This is a genomic window from Paenibacillus cellulosilyticus, from assembly GCF_003182255.1.
GTDB classification, from domain to species: domain Bacteria; phylum Bacillota; class Bacilli; order Paenibacillales; family Paenibacillaceae; genus Paenibacillus_T; species Paenibacillus_T cellulosilyticus.
The window spans coordinates 68,363-85,859 of the sequence record NZ_QGTQ01000026.1 but is presented as its reverse complement, the minus strand read 5'-3'; the positions used below and the strand labels follow the sequence as shown (position 1 = coordinate 85,859).

The following is a 17,497-nucleotide window of genomic DNA, read 5'->3' as shown; positions in this document are numbered from 1 at the left end:
CCATCCACAGGTGACAGATTGCTCCGTCTTTCCCGATCTCCCCATGCGAGGAAATCGATTATCCGGTATTAGCATTCGTTTCCGAATGTTATCCCGGTCCTGCAGGCAGGTTGCCTACGTGTTACTCACCCGTCCGCCGCTAAGCAGTTTGAAAGCAAGCTTTCAAACTACTCCGCTCGACTTGCATGTATTAGGCACGCCGCCAGCGTTCGTCCTGAGCCAGGATCAAACTCTCCATAAAAGTTATGGTAAAGCTTGTTTAGCTCATTTAAAACATTTAAACTGACAGTTTCGCTCGTTGTTCAGTTTTCAAAGAACAATTGTTGTGATGTTTTATGTTTCTTTCGTTCGTCCGCTTCGTCAGCGGCGACCTTCATAATGTATCACATTCACCTACTCGATTGCAAGCACTTTTTTCAAAGTTTCTTTAGCTTGTTTTCTTTCGTGTGCCCGCTTCAAAAGCGGCGAGATTTAATTTATCATGAACAGCCCATAACAGTCAATACCGTTTCGACATTTTTTTCACAAAAGTTCGAACCGCCTCTGTTACGGGCTGCACAACATGGTTTTATTGCCTTCTATGTACGCCAACCACACTATATACCGATCCGATGATTCGAATCGGAACATCTGTGAACTTGGTTGTACCGTTGGCATAAATAACTGTGAACCGTAGCGTATAGAGCCCTTTCGGCAAACCTTCCTGGAGTGAGGCCCATTTTGAATCAAACAATTCTGCTTCGAATCGATCTGACGCACCAGATGTACTCATTTGCCACTCATGAGATAGATCACCACCATCGAGTCCGGTTGCAGTAAGTTTCACTGTAACCTTCCTTACTGGGGCATCCGCGGTTGTTCGAGCACTCGCCTGTATAATCTCCCCTGCATAAAAATCTTTAGGATTCGTACTTGTCTCATGACCCTCTAGATCATGGACCTTCTTCCACTCGTCAGTATGACGAACATCGGCTTCAATTGATAACGGAAGCACCACAATGTCAGAAGAAGTACTTGCGCTCGCTTTCCCATCTGAGACTTCTAACGTAACTTTATATGTTCCCGGCTCAGCTTGAGCAAATGAAGGTGTATCCGTGTAGGTCTTCACTATTCCTGATGGCGTTAGGAGCGTCCATAGTGAGGTTATCGAATCCCCATCTGGATCACTGGACAAATTGATCAACTGCAGCGGATCACCTTCCCATGCCGGCTTCGGTGTCCAATCGAATTGAGCGATCGGCGGACGATTCGTTTCAATATAGAAGTACTTAGGTGCACTCCAATCGCTCCAATCGTAACCATCGTAAGCCCGTACCAGGACGTACATGTTCACATTCTCCGGAAGATCCGCATTATTCACAAACGTTACTGCAGAACCTTCTCTAGCGTACGTATCTGCCTGCAGAATGCCGCCATAACGATAGATGCGAAGCTGGTAATAAGCTTGAGCATCCCCGTCCGCATCGCTATACGTCCATTTGAACGTTGGGCGCAATGTATCGAACTTCGTCGGGTTGGTTTGATCACTGCTGGATGGTGTCGTAATGTTTGCAATCGGAATCCTGTTCTCGATCGTCACCTGCAGCTCGAATTGATCTGATGCCCCAATCGAATCCTCAACTACTTGTCGAATTTTAAAAGTACCCAGCGTGGAGAACGTCTTCGTCCAGTTCGTTCGACTGTTGCTCGCAAGTGATTCTGCCGAATTGGTTGTGAGATTTTTCAGATACCACTCATGCGGCAGATTCTCACGTGCGCCGTCTTCCTTATCATAGGCCGTTGAATCAAACGTGATCGGGACGCCGCGATATGTCGTTACATGTGTTGTCGTAAATCCAGCGACTGGCGGTGTGTTTAATATCGCTTTCATGCTCACATCGAGCATCTTAACCGTGTAATTGCTCCACGCCCCGTATTCGTCGCGAACCGCCATCCCTACTTCGTACTGGCCTATTTCTTGCGGCGTTAGCAGCTTCTCCGCAACGTAGTCACCGCTAGGTGTGACGTAGTAGAAGCGTTTCTCTAATATGCCTCGGATCGTTTTGTAATCGATCCCTGTATCCTCGGTTGAATACTTCGTTGCACTCTCGTATCGATCGGGATCGTAACTGTGATCTGTCCACTTCACAACACCATTGCTGTCTTGTTGGACAATCTCATAGTCAGATACCGGACGTCGGTGAACTGTGATTTGGCGAATGAAAGGATCTGATTCTGCACGGTATTCGTCAAAATCATTCGCAGGCATCAAATACGATGGGTTAGGATCATCTTGTCCCTGCATGGATACCAGATAGTCGCCCACCTTATCAAACGTGAGCTGCGGCGATGTGAATGTCTTTCCGTCGAGTACCGATAGACCTTGGTTATTAATGAAACGCGGCGTATGTGTGATCGTCCATTGATAGTCTCCGCTCGATGGATCGTTCTCTGGATCTTCAAACGTAATATCCTTGTACGTAACTTCGGCTGTCTGCGTCGTTTCGTCCCAAATCGCATAATCCGTAGACCACTGTCCGGTGTCGGCTAGCGCCTTATACTGGATAGAACCGAAGGTAACAAAGGATTTATCGCTAAAGTAGCCGTATTTTCCTTTCGTATACGATGAATCTTTCACATCAAACAAAGGCACGTTACCGATGTATGCCTGCAGACGGTCATCCCTCGTCAGCAGCTTAACCGAATAAGACTTTCCATCCTCAAAGGCGTAGGTACTCGAATCGAGTACTGTCCGCTGACCCTTCTCGTACTTGGCTAGCATTACGTTCGAACCGTCCGTTTCAAACGCATACCGGTCTTCAGGATTTTGCATCCGGAAGGAGAAGCCCAGCGTTTCCTTATCGTAGCTCTTATACTTCATGGTGAAGCTGATTTTCATTTCGGCATTCGCCAGTTGATCGGTCGAATAGAACTGGCCGCTCGTAAACGATTTTCGAACAACTGGTGTTGTTGTCGGCGTTCCCTTTGACAACGTGAGATAGAAACCATCAGCGGTACCAGTGGTCTCATTTTTCGTGAGAGAGGCATAAATGCCATCCCCTACGTATTCGCCGAAAATCTGGAACGTGCCTATACAAGTAACTCCAGCTCGGCCTACTTCTTGTCCTGCATCGTTGCGAACGCTATTGTAGCCAATTTTTACGCCAGTGACATTGTAAGCACTCGTACACGTAGCCTCTTTACGCGACGTATGATAGCCGTCAATCGTCGTTGTGCTTGGATTTCCGCTGGTCGTAGTGCCGTCATGGTTTACGTAAAACTTAGCCGCTGCTTCTATATAACCATCGCTGTACGCATACATATCGAGACTATCGCCATTTTCTAGTGACTTCGTCTGCTTGATTGCGCCTGTCTTCGTGTTAATGACATATACGTTTTCGCCCGCGCTCGCTGTCACCTGCGACGTACTTGTTCGATAGTCATAATACTTCTTGGCGTACAAGGTGCTCGCATCATAGTTAATCATGAGGCTCGCTACATTGTTTGGGTACACATAAGTGGCGTTAGTGGTAGCGGTATAAGCCGGCCCCCCTGATCCAAGCGCGGTACGCCATGCAAACGTGTAGTCTGCATTGTATTTCGTAACGTACAGTTCTGAGAACGTAGTCGCACTTGAGGTCGCACCATATCCCTCGTAAAAATACATGGCTCCGGTTGGATCAAAGAACATATCACTAACCTGAACATAAACGCCTGCCGTTGAGCCCAGCTTCGGTGCTGTGCTCCAAGTCGCCTTGTATTGAACTGACAAGTCTGGAAGCAACTCGAACAATACCTTATAAGGAACTTCTGAAGATGTGCCGCCTATCCTTTCTTCGAATACGACACGATCACCATTCGTTGAAATGATCTTCATTAACGACCCAAGTCCGTAGGTACCCGTGCTTCCGGAAATATCTTGAATCGCCGAAATCTGTTCTTGCAGATCCTCGTTTGCTGAATAACGATCAATCAGCGATCCAGTGAAGGCGTCGTAGATGAGCAGATCATAGACACTGAATGTCTGCGTTTTCGATGAACTTTCTCCGGCTGGGGTGTACTTATTTGTCGCTTGGAACAACGCTCTTGCATAGATCTTATCTCCTGCAAGCTCCCATTCATTAATTTCGATGAGTGAATAGGTTAGAGGCCCTGTTGCTGTACCGGTCTTGGTATTATAGGTTGTGGTCTTTGAAAAACTGGGTAATCCAATGATCTTAAATGCAAACGGCGTTGTACCGCTTTCGTACTTCGGACAGATTACCCAGCCACACACTTCGTAACTCAGCTGCGGAAGGTTGTTTATATCGACTGCGTAAAGCGCTGACACGTCAGTAGTGGAATTGTACGTATCGTAATAAATGAATTTTTTATTGGACCGAATCCGACTCACAGTACCTTGCGCTGCGAGTTTCCATGCTGCAGCGGTTTCATTGAGAATAGGGTTCGTCTGTGTTGAATCATAGTCCGTGCTGCTGCGCCAAGGTGAAAGGTTATTCGGTCCATACCCATTGTCTTGGAATCCTGCTGGCAGTGTTGTATACAGGTTTGCGCTGCCTCTTGTATAATTAAAGCCCTTGAAATATTGATGCGGACTGCCGGAGTTGCGCGCTTCCCCGCTGATAAGATTATTGCCGCTTACCCGCCATAAATTATGCTTGTTGAATACTTCCGTTGATGTTCCTGTTACATAGACCGGCCAGCTGAGCATCGTTTCAGGCTTCACCTGCGTATAAGGCTCTAGATCGGGCTGTTCGTTCTTTCCTTCGACTGTAAAAGATACATACGGAGCATTGTTGACTACGTCCATCACGAGTCCGTCAGAAACTAAAACATTCGTCTCGGCTGTCAGCCCGTATTCGTCGGTGACTTTCACGTAAAACCAATACTTACCTACCTTCGACGGGGAGTAAACAATGCGCTGCATGCTGCCGTATACCTTCTGCCAAGCATCGTCATCAAAACCGTTGTTTGCTGCGTCGTACTTGAACTGATACTCAGCCGTTACGATGTCGTCGCCATCTGGCGAATACGATTCATTCAGGATGGTTGCCGATTCGTCACGAACAGCCTTCGCCGGTACATTCAGCTTCGCGATCGGTGGAAGGTCAGGCTTAACGATAATGACGCACTGCGCGTTCGTAAGTGAATGTAATCCTTTTTCGTCCGTTACGCCTAGTTCCACGATGACTGTAATATTATGATCAGTATCGTTCGTATACGCCGTTTGCTTGTTCACCCATTCGTCGAGCGTATGGTCGATCTTGCGGCTAATGGGACTATAGCTCTTCGAAGCATCGAATAGAGATTGATCGACCGGATGATTAGCGGTGACGACATCTGGACAATACGCTACTGGAACAGGGTTCTTCGGCACAACTTCGATATATGTCGTTGCTTTTGCCATCGCGCCAAGTGAATCTCTCATGTAGGCTGTTATGTAATGAAAACCTATTTCATCCATTGTAATACTAGGAATTATGTATGAAGTAGTGTAGTTATAGCCACTGTTGTTGATCTTGTTCTGCAGCCATTCGTCAGCCGAATTGATATCGTAACCGGCGAAAGTGATCGTATCACCATTGGGATCGTATGGCGTCGGTACCGACGAATCCATAATGACGGTCAGATCCATAATCGCCCCCTCAGTTACTTGGGCAATTGGCTTTGTTCGAGCAGTATTATATACAAATCCTAGCTGAAACTCCGGTGGATCATTATTAGAATCTTCAGTAACAGTGAGCGTCTTCGGACCGATCCAGTTGCTTGTTCCGCAACTCGTGACCACTTTCATATAGACCTCGTGATCCCCTACCCCAATATTCCACGGATAGCTTGAATAGGTGTACGAACTGTCCGTTGTCATGCCATTGATCGTCGAGGAAGTCCACGTTGAACCATCACGTTCGATCTTGTAGTAGTGTCCTGCATAAGTACAGCCGTTAAGAACAAAGTCCTTAGGGTGGATTTTGAAGGATTCACGGTATTTAATCGATGATGGTGTTACATCGAAATCTGCAGTAAAATCGGCGGCCTTCTCATAATAGAATGAAACCCATGCTTCGTTGCTGCTCCTGGTTAACGATACGGTTACCGTGCTGCCGCCGATCGTTATAATCGAATCGGAATACCCGCCTGATTTACTGGAACTACGTCCTTGGTACGTACCATATGACGTATTTGCAGATAGCGACTTTGTCGTTTCGGCGTCTGTTAGATTTGGGACGACAACCGTCTCCTCGCCAGCTTTCGTATAGGTTCCCGTTGAGCTAGTTCGTACCATATGACGAACATGAATCGTACCCATACCCGCTTGGATGTCTACGTCGTATACATAATACAGATAGAGCGTACTAAAGCTGCCATCGTATGGTGCGATTTTCGGAAACTCACCGTCTGCCGGATTTGTAAAGTCGGTGGGTTCGACGCCCGTGGTCGTCTTGACGTAACCGGCGTATGTATATCCGGTAGGTGGTGTACTAGATGTGGAGCTGAAATCTTGTTTCAGCTCCAAAATTTCTTCTCTATCGGTTAGGCCGGGAATCGGAATGCCATTACGGTCAACGTGGCGAATGATTGCTTTACCACCTGTCCCTGACGTTCTTTCGTAGGTCACTACAATATCGAATCCAAGTTCGTATGTTGTAGCGGCCCATGTAGTGTCCGAGTCCATGAGATACTTTCTACCTTCAATTACACCTGATGAACCCGCAAGCTTCTCATAATGAACGCCTTCAATGTTATAATTTCCAGTCATTAATGTATGAGCCTTAATATAGCCATACCCGTCAGCACCTTTGCCAAAGTAATCGATTTTCATCCCTTCCTGTACTTCTTTGGCTGCTGTAATGGTTATAGACTTTTGGTTGATAAATTTACCGTCGATCTTTTTTTCTTCTGATGTGTAAAAAACATCTGGTGGTCCTAACTTGTCTGACCAAGCAGCAGCAGCACCATTAGAGTATCTTAACTCTGCAGGGATAGCCTTTCCGCTATCATCTTTTGCTGGGAACAGCCCAGGATACTGAGAGACTCCATTTATGTAGGTGGAAGAGCTTGTAAAAGTATAGCTAACTACGCCATCTAAGCTAGTCGTCCACTGTTTCCCTGTACTGTTCCGCCATATTGAATGGTACATGTGAGATTCACGAGTTCCTGTAAGAGCGACAGCATCGCCGTTTATTTCAGCGATATTAATTTTGTGAGCTGTCTCGTCATATTTACCAAGTTGCCCCTTGTTTATGCCATTCTTTTTCGTTAATACCCACGATTTCACCTCGTAGTTTTCATACTGAGGTACGCTTATAGATAGACTCCTTACATTTTCAGAATAGTATTTCTCGTAGCCTGAAATTTTGTCGCTATTAATCGTTTCTGTATAAGTAGTCGCTGCCGCAGATGCATCATCGTTTTGAAGCGGTAGCAACGTGACCAGTATAGACATTATTAGAAAAATGGATAGAAATCTCTTCATATACATTTGTCATCCCCTTTAATTGGAGAAGAGTGTTCCATCTTCTGAAAGTTTAATGGAATATCCCATATTAGTATCGAAGTACCAAAAAGTACTGTTGACAGTTTTCTTATGTTCAAGATCTTCCTTACTAATTGTTAATAGATGCCATGTTGTAACTTTATCGAGTTTATCCAATTGCAATGGGGTTCTTGTACTAATAGGCGATGTTTTATCTTGAATAATAGCTCTCTTGAAGGCTGTATTGCCCAATAAATCGTAGAAATAAGCAGTTGTTCCCTTTGCTGCCGTTTTGGTATTTTGCATTGTTACTTTCATTGCGATGAGATAATCGTTACTCCAATCTTTAGTGTTAACTTTGATTAAATCCGGCACCCAACTCCGGTACGGACTGTTTTTATCAGAAAGATCGATAATTAGAATCTCTTCGAACGTACCATTCACAGTCCAAGAAAATTGCATTGACAAAGGCAGTGCTTTCATCTTGCCGCCCCACATCGTTTCGATATTCGTGTGATGCCATGCGACTTCTGCATATGATGCAGCACGTTTGTCAGCCTGCAGCGTGCCACCATTTTCAACCGTCAGTACACGTTGGGTAATAACGACAGCCTGCGCTCGCGTCGAGTTCTGATCGATCCCAAGCTCACCATTAGAAAGGCCACTAATCAAACCTTGCTTTGTTGCTTCGTACATGAGCTGCGTACTGGTCTCTTTGCCGGTGCGCAGCTCTTTTGTTGTTGCGCGAACGGCAATCTGAGCAATTTCTTGTCTTGTAATCGGACGATCGTAGTTAGCGTTGAAATCCTTTGTATTATGGATGCCGGCTGCAACAGCCGCATTGACGTAAGGGACGTACCATTTTCCCGTAGTGCTGGTGTCGACCTTCAGCTCCATTGCATTAACAACCATTTTCAAAAATTCAGCGCGTGTAATCGTAGCGTTCGGCTTAAATGTGCCGTCAGGATAGCCGCTAACGTAGCCTTTGCTGATCATGCTCGTAATGCTTGATTCGGCCCAGTGACCAGCAATATCCTTGACGGTCGTTGCGCTAACCGTTGCAGCATTGGTCGAGCCGACTGTATTCATCGAAGCGGTGAGAATTGTAATAGCAGTCATAATGGAAAGCAGTCGTTTTTTCATCCTAATCAACCTCTCAATTGGGAATTTATCATGCATTATTGATTTGATCGTTCTATGAATTAATCTTACAAAATTAAAATACTCAATTATTACCATGGTAACATTAGATGGTTTTGGCGAAAACAAGTTTTATTGCAATATTCGACAAAAATGGATGACTCATCATTCATCACTCCTGATACACAAAAAAAGCACCCGCCCGCACACGACTGAATAAAACAGTCACATGCGAGCAGGTGCTTCCTGCCCGATTGATTGATATGTCAATTATTATAAGTGCTCGACATTCATTCGACAAGAGGGATCTTGTACGCTCTGCTCCTATTGAGAAACGACCGTATAACGAAGCTCGAGCGCTTCCTGGTCGCCGGACTCGGAGAGGTAGGCGACTTCACGGACGAAAGAGCGGTTGACAAGCTTCTGCAGCACGAGCGATAGATCGACGTGCAGGTCACAGAAGTTCGGGTGATGCTGCAGCTCCATGATGCTCCACGGCTCCTCACGGCTTGCGAGCGTACGTAGGAGATGCGAGCAGCAAGTTTTCATTTTGCTCATAACGGTGAATTCACAGGCCAGCAATACGAGCTGAACACGCTGTTCGAGCGTCTCGGCACTCGTTGTCAGCTCTTCATACAGCTTGTAGATGCCCGGATGCACGCGCCGGATCTGCCGCCATACGGTGAGCTCTGGATGCTGTCCCTCTTCGATGAGCGCAATGTGTGCCCAATAATGCAAACCTGACAAAATGCTCGTATAAGCATCCAGAAGGTTGCCGTCCTGAATATCCTGCTTCGCTTGCAGATAGGTACGGATATAGGCAGCGAATTCAACGAAGAGTCGCTGCTCCCGCCATAGATCAGGGAAGTGCAGCAGGTCGTTTCGAATGTTCCCTAGGTAGCCGTCGCGGTCGATAAGCAGTTGCCCCCGTTCCAACCACTGAATAATGTTCCGATTCTCTCCGCCGTAGATCCACCGGCGAAGCATCTCCTTGTCAACCGTTCGAACAAGCACACGTCGACCATCAATGCGTAAATGCTCTGTTCGGCCAACACGAGACTTTTCTTCCGTAACGATCAACAGCAGCAAATCATGTCCATCGATCAACGGATTATAAGGAACCGGGTTCTCGATCGCAGCGAGGCTGACCAATCCAGTGTCGGCAGAATAACAATCGATAAAGTGTTGTTTGATATTTTCCAACGTGAGGCCTCCATATAGCTTCACCGCGAGGTTTCGGCTATAATATTAGTCATCAGTATGTAGTTGTTCGACATATATCGGACGGATTCCTGCTAATTTTACGGATTTCACAAACGGGTATTTTCGACAATTACTGGAAGGAGATTCTAAATTGTTCTTCAAAACGGCTAAAATCAACGAATTTCGTCTTTGGGGTCTATTCTTCATGCTTGCTGGTATGGGACTGATGATATTCGGAACCGCTGGCATCGTATTTTGGGGCGGCCTCGCCGGTAAGATATTTGCCGGTACCTTCATGGTGCTCGGCTCGATTCTGCTGCTAGTCAGCTGTGGTATCTACTTCTGGGCTGGCATGATGTCGACTAGTGTGAAGACGATTGAATGTCCGGCATGTCAAAAACCAACGAAGATGATCGGCAAGACTGACCGCTGCATGCATTGCAAAACGAAAATGTCGTTCGATGAATCGCTCGCGAACGATTTCAGCGCTTATGAGGACGAGCCTGCAGCACCAAACGCTCCGGTAGTCGCTGCTCCTCCGCAATCCTAGTCGCAAATGAAAATGAAAAACCCCAAGCTACGACTGCATCCGCAGCGCGATAGCTTGGGGTTTTTCATTTGAATATAACGAATAATAGCTTATTGATTCTTCAATTTACTGATTCTTCAATGCGTTCTCGATCGTCGTCCACACGGTTCCGCCCTGGAACGCTCGCTGCCAAGTTGCAACACCGGCCAATCCGTATTTGTGCGCCAACGCAACCCTTGCTTGGAGCGAAACCTCGTCCTCAATCCAGATTCGCTGACGCGCATCGCCTTCCGTGTATTCCACATAGTTCTGTCCAGTCGCTTCGTCCAGCGTAGGTGTGAGCTTCTGTTCTTCAATAATGGAAGCGACCTTGTCCATTCCAATCGCTTTGGAAGAAACTTTGCCGTCCGCCTCCGTCCATAGACGCGTATAGAGTGGCATGGCAAGAACGAGCTTCTGCGCAGGAACCTTATCTTCATTCAAAATGCGGGTGATAGACTGCTCCGTCCATGGCAGCGATGCAACCGATCCAGCTGTCGGACTCGATGCCCAATGCTCGTCGTACGCCATCAGCATCATGTAATCGACGGTCTTGCCAAGCGCAACCCGATCCAAGAACATCGACCAGGTCGGGCTTGTCGATTTCGGTGTCACATCTATCGATACAACAAGACCCTGCTCATGCAGCAGCGGCGTCAGCTCGCGAATAAACTGCACCAGATTGTCTTTGTCGGATACATTCACATTCTCAAAATCGACGTTGATCCCTTGCAAATCGTACAGTTGAGCAAATGCGAGAATTTGCTGAATCATTTTGAACCGCGTTTCAACCGTTGCGAGTGCTTCCGTTGTCCGCTCTTGCTCAAATCCGTTGCTGAACAATGCCCAGACCTGCATTCCTCGATTGTGAGCCCATGCCACATACTTTGCATCTGCTTTGCTTCGGATATCACCTTGCCCATTCTGAAGCTCGAACCACGTTGGACTTACAACGCTAACCCCCGGCATATCACCAATCTTGGCCGTATTCGTCGGGTTGTCATATACCGCTTCCCAAGTCATATTGAGCTTCCCACCTGCTAGAGCTGGCGCTTCGAAAGGTTCCGGACGCTCCGGCGTTGGCACGGTTAGACTATCCGCGGCTTGCAGCTGAGATAACTTGGCGTACCCAACCGCTCCGTTAGGTCCTTGTACAACTGCCCATTTGTCGTTCTCTTGCTGCCACTGCTTAATAAGTCCATCTCCGGTTACAAGTTCAACAATTGGAGCTTTAATCGACGGCTCGGTACGAATAACAACCCCGCTGGTGCTGTTCGCGGGCTTCGCTCGTTGAATCTCATCCCCCGCCTGCATTAGCGTAACTGTGCCACTCGCGGATTGGTATTCCGCTTGCAAACCATATAGCTGTGTTAATGGTGCAGCAGGCAAGTAGACGTCGTCGCCTTTCTTCTCAGCCGCAACATGAAGCTCGTATTCCTTACTATTCAAAGTAGCCGTCAACTCATCCGTCTTCATACGGAGTACATGATCGGCTGTCGTCATTATGATCGAGCCACTTGCTTCTTCATATCTTATGAGGTTGTCATCGAACACTTCTTCCAGCGCTGACAGAGGCAGCTTCAGCTCGTCTCCGTCCATGATCGCATTTTGTTCCAGACGAACTCCTTCATAGAAAAGGGCATAAGCATCACCGTAATCCGGTTTTACCTGCGTTTTATTCGGAGCGAACTGCATCCAGCCAATCCATATCCCGAGGGCTAGTCCAATCAAAACTAGTACAATAATTGCAGTAAAACCGCGCCGGCGCCGTCTACGGCTGTTGACGCGCAGTCGTATCGTTTCCACCAATACACGCTCCTAAAAGTAATTTGCTCACTTCCTCGAATATACTACTGTAAGCAAATTGCTTGCTTCGTAAGCATACGCTTAGCAATTTGCGCTTCATCGTTACTTCTACTTGTAAGCAAATTGCTTACTTCGTAAGCACACGCTTAGTAATTTGCTCACTTCCTCGAATATACTACTGTAAGCAAATTGCTTGCTTCGTAAGCATACGCTTAGCAATTTGCGCTTCGTCGTTAGTTCTACTTGTAAGCAAATTGCTTACTTCGATAAATAAAAACGTGCAGCGGGAAGTCTAGCCTCCATCTGCACGTTATTCACGCAGAATATTCAATCTTGAAACATCATGCGCGCTCCTATTTCACACATTGCTCGCATACGCCGTAAATTTCCATCCGATGACCCTCGACGGTAAAGCCCGTCGTCTGCGACGCCGCTCGTTCGACCTCCAGCAATGGAGGATATTCGAAATCGACGATTCGGCCGCAGCATTTGCAAATCGCATGGTAATGATCGGACAAATCCGCATCAAAACGGCTGGAGGCATCTCCATAAGTCAGCTCGCGTACAAGCCCAGCTTCAACGAACAGCCTTAGGTTGTTATAAATCGTCGCAACACTCATGCTAGGGAAGCTTGGCGACAGCGATTTATAAATTTCATCGGCTGTCGGATGAGACATCGCATTCATCAAATAGCTCAAAATCGCATGACGCTGAGGAGTCATTCGGACGCCGTTATTTTTCAGTTGTTCTAGTGCTCTCTCAACGGTCGCACCCATACCTTTCACGCCCTTCTGCATCGTTAAAATTATTGTACGTGCAGATTAAACTTTTTGTCAATGTAAGCGCTCAGCTGAACAAGCATAAATAGGAATTATTTGTATGGAATCTTGTCAATATGGCGCAATCGAAATACTGTTGTTCGCGTTAATATAAATGCGATGTTCGCCGCTTCCGGCAATGCCTCGAACGGTCTTCTTCGTTGTCGTTAGCGGCAGTTCAGGCTTACTATCAATGGTTCCAAAAGTAACCGATCCATTCAGTTCATAATCCGCCTCAATCGGCAGCTTCAATCGAATATCGCCGACGAGTCCCACGATGTCCCAATCGCCGCCTACGGTTGCACTGATGACCTCGATTGAACCGTTAAGCGTGTCCGCTTTGACCTGTCCGCCCGCTTCATGGATTGTAATTTCTCCATTCTTCGTATCAACCTCAACATCGTGTGCCACATCATTCAAGTGTATGCCGCCGTTGGCAGTAGATGCTGTCACATTACCCGAGGCTGTCTTCACATCTATCGAACCGTTGCTAACGGATGCAGCCACGTCCCCGTTGATTCGAGCCAATTCAATGCTGCCGTTCACTGTTTTGACCGTAACATTACCGGTTATATCCGATGTCTTAATTCTACCGTCACCAACTTCAACGGACAACCCAATCGGATTGGTAATACTGCTTATATCCGCATCACCAAGTTGAATGGAGACATGAACATCAAGTGGCGGTATGACCGGCTCCTCATCCTGGCTCGGCTCCGTATCATCCGTAGTTGCGGAAGGCTCGTCCGATTCTGCAGAATCATTTGCATCATCTTCATCTGTCTGAATGGCTGTATCCGTTGATGCAGCCTCCTTGGAACCTGTTGCTGCCTCTTGAGATACAGGCCCCTCTGTATCCGCAACCGTATCGACCGGATCGGTGGATGCGGCTTGATCTGTATCGACATTTATACCAGTGTCCGCACCAGCGCTGCTGCCATCATCTGACGTCGGAGGCTGTGTCGTGTCCACCGGCGGAGGCACAGGCGCATCTGCCAGCGAAGGCGGCAAATAAACAATGACATTCACACGAGGTTGACGATCACCTTTGTCACCAAAGCCTACACTCTTCGTTACAATGGTTGTCTCTTCACCCACTGTCAGCTCGACATTCGTCTGTTCAGCAGCATGATCTGCCGTTTCCTTATCGCCGGAATCAATCCAGACCGTTGACTTCACGATAATTTGTTCTTCTGTTCCGCGCAGCAAACGGACATTTCCGTTCGGATTATCGATCGTAATCCGTTTCATATCGTCGACGCGATCCGCTGTAATATCAGGCTTGGTGTAGTTGAACCCTTTCTCCTCACCAAAATTGGTGTATCCGTTACGCTGCGCAGCCCACTGATCGAGCCAGCGATAAGGAAGCTCAGCATACTGCGTAACACTGTAAGCTGTAATAGCGATTACTGAGGCCCATATAATTCCGGATGCATCAGCGGAGAGTCGCGGCAGTGGCTTCTTGCGTCGCAGCGTATGCACGAGCAGTTCGATGCCAATTAGAACGAATAGGACAGGCCACCAAGTGCCGAGCAAAGCAATCCGCTCTTGACCTGTCCATTCATCGAATAGCAACAGCCCGCCTGTTGCAAATGTTGCGATTGCTGCTGTCCAGCGGCCAAGCCTTGGACCATTCGAACGTTTACGCACAAGAATCCATCCCGCCACAGCGAACAGCAAGATCGGGGCGCCGAAGCCCCCTATCTCATCCAAAGCAGGACGAAGCTTGTCCGGGGTGACAAGCAAAGAAGTAAGCAGCAGCCCCGCCGCCACAATGCCGATTGCATTGCGAACCCGCTGTCTGTAGCTGCTGTCGTCATCATTTGGCCCCGAGTCACGCGACTGCACGGAACGATCACCTGTATGATTCATACCCGTTGTTTGCAAAATATCGAATACACCATAAAAATAAAGAACAGGCAGCACGATGCCCAAATAAACAATAAGAAGCAGATGCTTGCCTCCCGCCGCATCCGCCAGCCGAACAATCATCGCTGCATCCAGCACAGCAATCGCCATCAGCAGCAGTCCGCGCGCATGCCGCCCCATAATAAAATGACCTGCTCCGGGCAGGAGACAGGAGCTGAACACAGCTGCCCAGCGTCGCATAGCGTAGCCGAAGCTTCGCCTCTTCCATTCACTCATTCTGCACTTACTCCTCTTACGCCTCCGACATCGTTAATCTCATTCACGAGCAGCATAATCGACAACTGCTTCGGCAGCGTCACATACATCTGGACCATCACACGGCCTTCGTGAATGTCAGTCTGATCACTAACGGTCATTTTACGGACAACGATATCCTGCTCCTGAATGATCGCATTTATCGCCTGCAGCAGCGTGCTCCGATCATCCGCGTAGATACGTATCATCTGCTCGCGTTTTCCTTTAAGAAACCGTTTCTCGATCTTGTTCATCGCCCACAATATGAAATAAACCGAACCCGTAGCCGTCACCGCGGCCAAATAAAAACCCGCCCCTACAGCGAGGCCAATCGCCGAAACAACCCACAGCGAAGCCGCCGTCGTCAGACCTGTAATGGACTTCCCTGTAAAAAGTATCGTGCCCGCTCCAAGAAATCCGATTCCGGTTATCACTTGAGCCGCAAGACGTGCAGGGTCGAGCCGGACATTCGTTTCATTCGCAAAATCGCCAAAGCCGTACATGGACAGCATCATCAGCAAGCAGGAGCCGAGACAAACAAGCGTGTTGGTCCGAAGTCCCGCTGCATGATTCGATTGTTCCCGCTCGAAACCAATCAGGCCGCCAAGCAGCAGTGCAAGCCCCATACGCAGCAGCATGTGCGTATTATCGATAAACCAAGGACTAGCGACCCCATTCGTCATATAGCCATCCATCCTTTCGGTTAAAAATGATTGTATCATATCGTATGCATCACGATGAACTTATCAGCTTTTTCTTAATAATTAAAAAAGAGGCGGCTATTCGCCACCTCATTTGTGTAGATCATATAGGTTCCGTCATTGCCTTGCTTATAGCGAGGACAATACTTCGACCAGCAATTTGTTCGCGAGTGCAGGGTTTGCTTTGCCCTTCGATGCTTTCATGACTTGGCCGACGAGGAAGCCGATCGCTTTCTCTTTGCCCGCTTTGTAGTCCGCAACCGATTGTGGGTTCGCCGCAACGATTTCTTCGCAAATCGCCTTGATCGCACCTTCGTCGCTAATTTGGACTAGTCCTTGCTCTTCAACGATCTGCTTCGGCAGCTTGCCCGTCTCGAGCATCGACTTGAATACGGTCTTCGCGATTTTGCTGTTGATCGTATTCGATTCCAGCAGGCCGATCATCTCACCAAGGCCCTGAGCCGTCAGCTTGATATCGCCGAACTCCAAGCTGTTCGCGTTCAGGTAGCCAAGCAGGTCGCCCATAATCCAGTTGGAGACAGCTTTGGCATCCTTCGTGTAGTTCAGGCTCTCTTCGAAGAAGTTCGCCATCTTCATCGAAGACGTCAGCACTTCCGCATCGTACGATGGCAGCTCGTATTCCGCGATGTAGCGCGCTTTGCGAGCATCCGGGAGCTCAGGAATCGAAGCGCGGATGCGCTCCTTCCACTCCGCGTCGATTACGACTCGAACGAGGTCCGGGTCCGGGAAGTAACGGTAGTCGTGCGCTTCTTCTTTGCCGCGCATCGACAATGTTTTCCCTTGTGCTTCATCCCAACGGCGCGTCTCTTGCACGACCTCGCCACCGCTGTTCAGAATGTCCGCTTGACGCCATTGCTCATATTCAAGTCCGCGCTGTACACCGCGGAACGAGTTCATGTTCTTGAGCTCCGCGCGTGTACCGAACTTCTCTTGTCCGTATGGACGAAGGGAAATGTTCGCGTCACAGCGCATGCTGCCCTCTTCCATCTTCACGTCAGAAACGTCGCAGTACTGCATGATCGCGCGAATTTTCTCGAGGTAAGCTTTCGCTTCCTCTGGCGTGCGGATGTCCGGCTCGGATACGATCTCGATGAGCGGTGTTCCGACACGGTTGAAGTCGACGAGCGATGCATAGCCGCCATCAACATGCGTCAGCTTACCTGCATCTTCCTCGAGGTGAACACGCGTAATGCCGATACGCTTCGTTTCGCCATTCACTTCGATATCGATCCAGCCATGCTCGCCGACCGGTTGGTCGTACTGCGAGATTTGGTACGCTTTTGGGCTGTCCGGGTAAAAATAGTTTTTGCGGTCGAATTTGCTCACGTCTGCAACGGTGCAGTTGAGCGCCATCGACGCTTTCATCGCATATTCCAGCGCTTGACGGTTCAGAACCGGAAGCACGCCTGGATGGCCAAGGCAGATCGGGCACGTATGCGTATTCGGCGGAGCGCCGAACGCTGTGGAACAGCCGCAAAAGATTTTGCTGTTCGTGTGCAGCTCGACGTGCACTTCAAGACCGACGACTGTCTCGTATTGGGTCGACATGGTTTGATCCTCCTGCTATTTCTCGCAAGCTCGATGTCGTCTGGCTCGCTGCGCGTGCGGATCATTCCTCCGATCG

The 17,497-nt window shown here is 48.2% G+C and carries 9 protein-coding genes and 1 rRNA gene; 1 reads left to right on the top strand and 9 read right to left on the bottom strand.

The features are described from left to right. From DFQ01_RS23890 to DFQ01_RS23875, 4 genes are all read right to left on the bottom strand, one after another. A 16S ribosomal RNA gene (locus DFQ01_RS23890) occupies positions 1 to 241 on the bottom strand; the annotation flags it as partial. A gap of 327 nt (positions 242 to 568) precedes the next feature. Continuing rightward, on the bottom strand, positions 569 to 6,799 hold the full coding sequence (locus DFQ01_RS23885) for a glycoside hydrolase family 78 protein (protein ID WP_110046420.1): 6,231 nt from the start codon (positions 6,797 to 6,799) through the stop codon (positions 569 to 571). A gap of 672 nt (positions 6,800 to 7,471) precedes the next feature. Then, the gene (locus DFQ01_RS23880; protein WP_174812823.1) at positions 7,472 to 8,596 is read right to left on the bottom strand and encodes an S-layer homology domain-containing protein; all 1,125 of its coding nucleotides are present in this window, start codon (positions 8,594 to 8,596) and stop codon (positions 7,472 to 7,474) included. 321 nt (positions 8,597 to 8,917) lie between these two features. After that, positions 8,918 to 9,796, bottom strand: coding sequence for a nucleotidyltransferase-like protein (locus DFQ01_RS23875; RefSeq protein WP_110046418.1), 879 nt, complete (start codon positions 9,794 to 9,796; stop codon positions 8,918 to 8,920). Positions 9,797 to 9,947: 151 nt separating this feature from the next. Between DFQ01_RS23875 and DFQ01_RS23870 the strand changes: the two genes are divergently transcribed. After that, entirely contained in the window at positions 9,948 to 10,346 is a 399-nt protein-coding gene (locus DFQ01_RS23870) for a DUF2614 family zinc ribbon-containing protein (protein ID WP_110046417.1), read from the top strand. Between the two features lie 105 nt (positions 10,347 to 10,451). On the opposite strand, the gene DFQ01_RS23865 is transcribed toward DFQ01_RS23870, so the two are convergent. The 5 genes from DFQ01_RS23865 to gatB all read right to left on the bottom strand — a co-directional run bounded on the left by DFQ01_RS23865 (position 10,452) and on the right by gatB (position 17,421). Further along, complete coding sequence (locus DFQ01_RS23865; protein WP_174812824.1) at positions 10,452 to 12,170, bottom strand: glycosyl hydrolase family 18 protein; 1,719 nt, start codon at positions 12,168 to 12,170, stop codon at positions 10,452 to 10,454. Positions 12,171 to 12,523: 353 nt separating this feature from the next. Further along, the gene (perR, locus tag DFQ01_RS23860; RefSeq protein ID WP_110046416.1) at positions 12,524 to 12,946 is read right to left on the bottom strand and encodes a peroxide-responsive transcriptional repressor PerR; all 423 of its coding nucleotides are present in this window, start codon (positions 12,944 to 12,946) and stop codon (positions 12,524 to 12,526) included. Positions 12,947 to 13,060: 114 nt separating this feature from the next. Next, positions 13,061 to 15,133, bottom strand: a complete 2,073-nt coding sequence (locus DFQ01_RS23855; RefSeq protein WP_110046415.1) for a DUF4097 family beta strand repeat-containing protein — start codon at positions 15,131 to 15,133, stop codon at positions 13,061 to 13,063. Then, complete coding sequence (locus tag DFQ01_RS23850) at positions 15,130 to 15,834, bottom strand: MgtC/SapB family protein (protein WP_110046414.1); 705 nt, start codon at positions 15,832 to 15,834, stop codon at positions 15,130 to 15,132. The genes DFQ01_RS23855 and DFQ01_RS23850 overlap by 4 nt, the downstream gene beginning before the upstream one ends. A gap of 147 nt (positions 15,835 to 15,981) precedes the next feature. Further along, positions 15,982 to 17,421, bottom strand: a complete 1,440-nt coding sequence (gene gatB, locus DFQ01_RS23845; RefSeq protein WP_110046413.1) for an Asp-tRNA(Asn)/Glu-tRNA(Gln) amidotransferase subunit GatB — start codon at positions 17,419 to 17,421, stop codon at positions 15,982 to 15,984. Between the last annotated feature and the right edge of the window lie 76 nt (positions 17,422 to 17,497).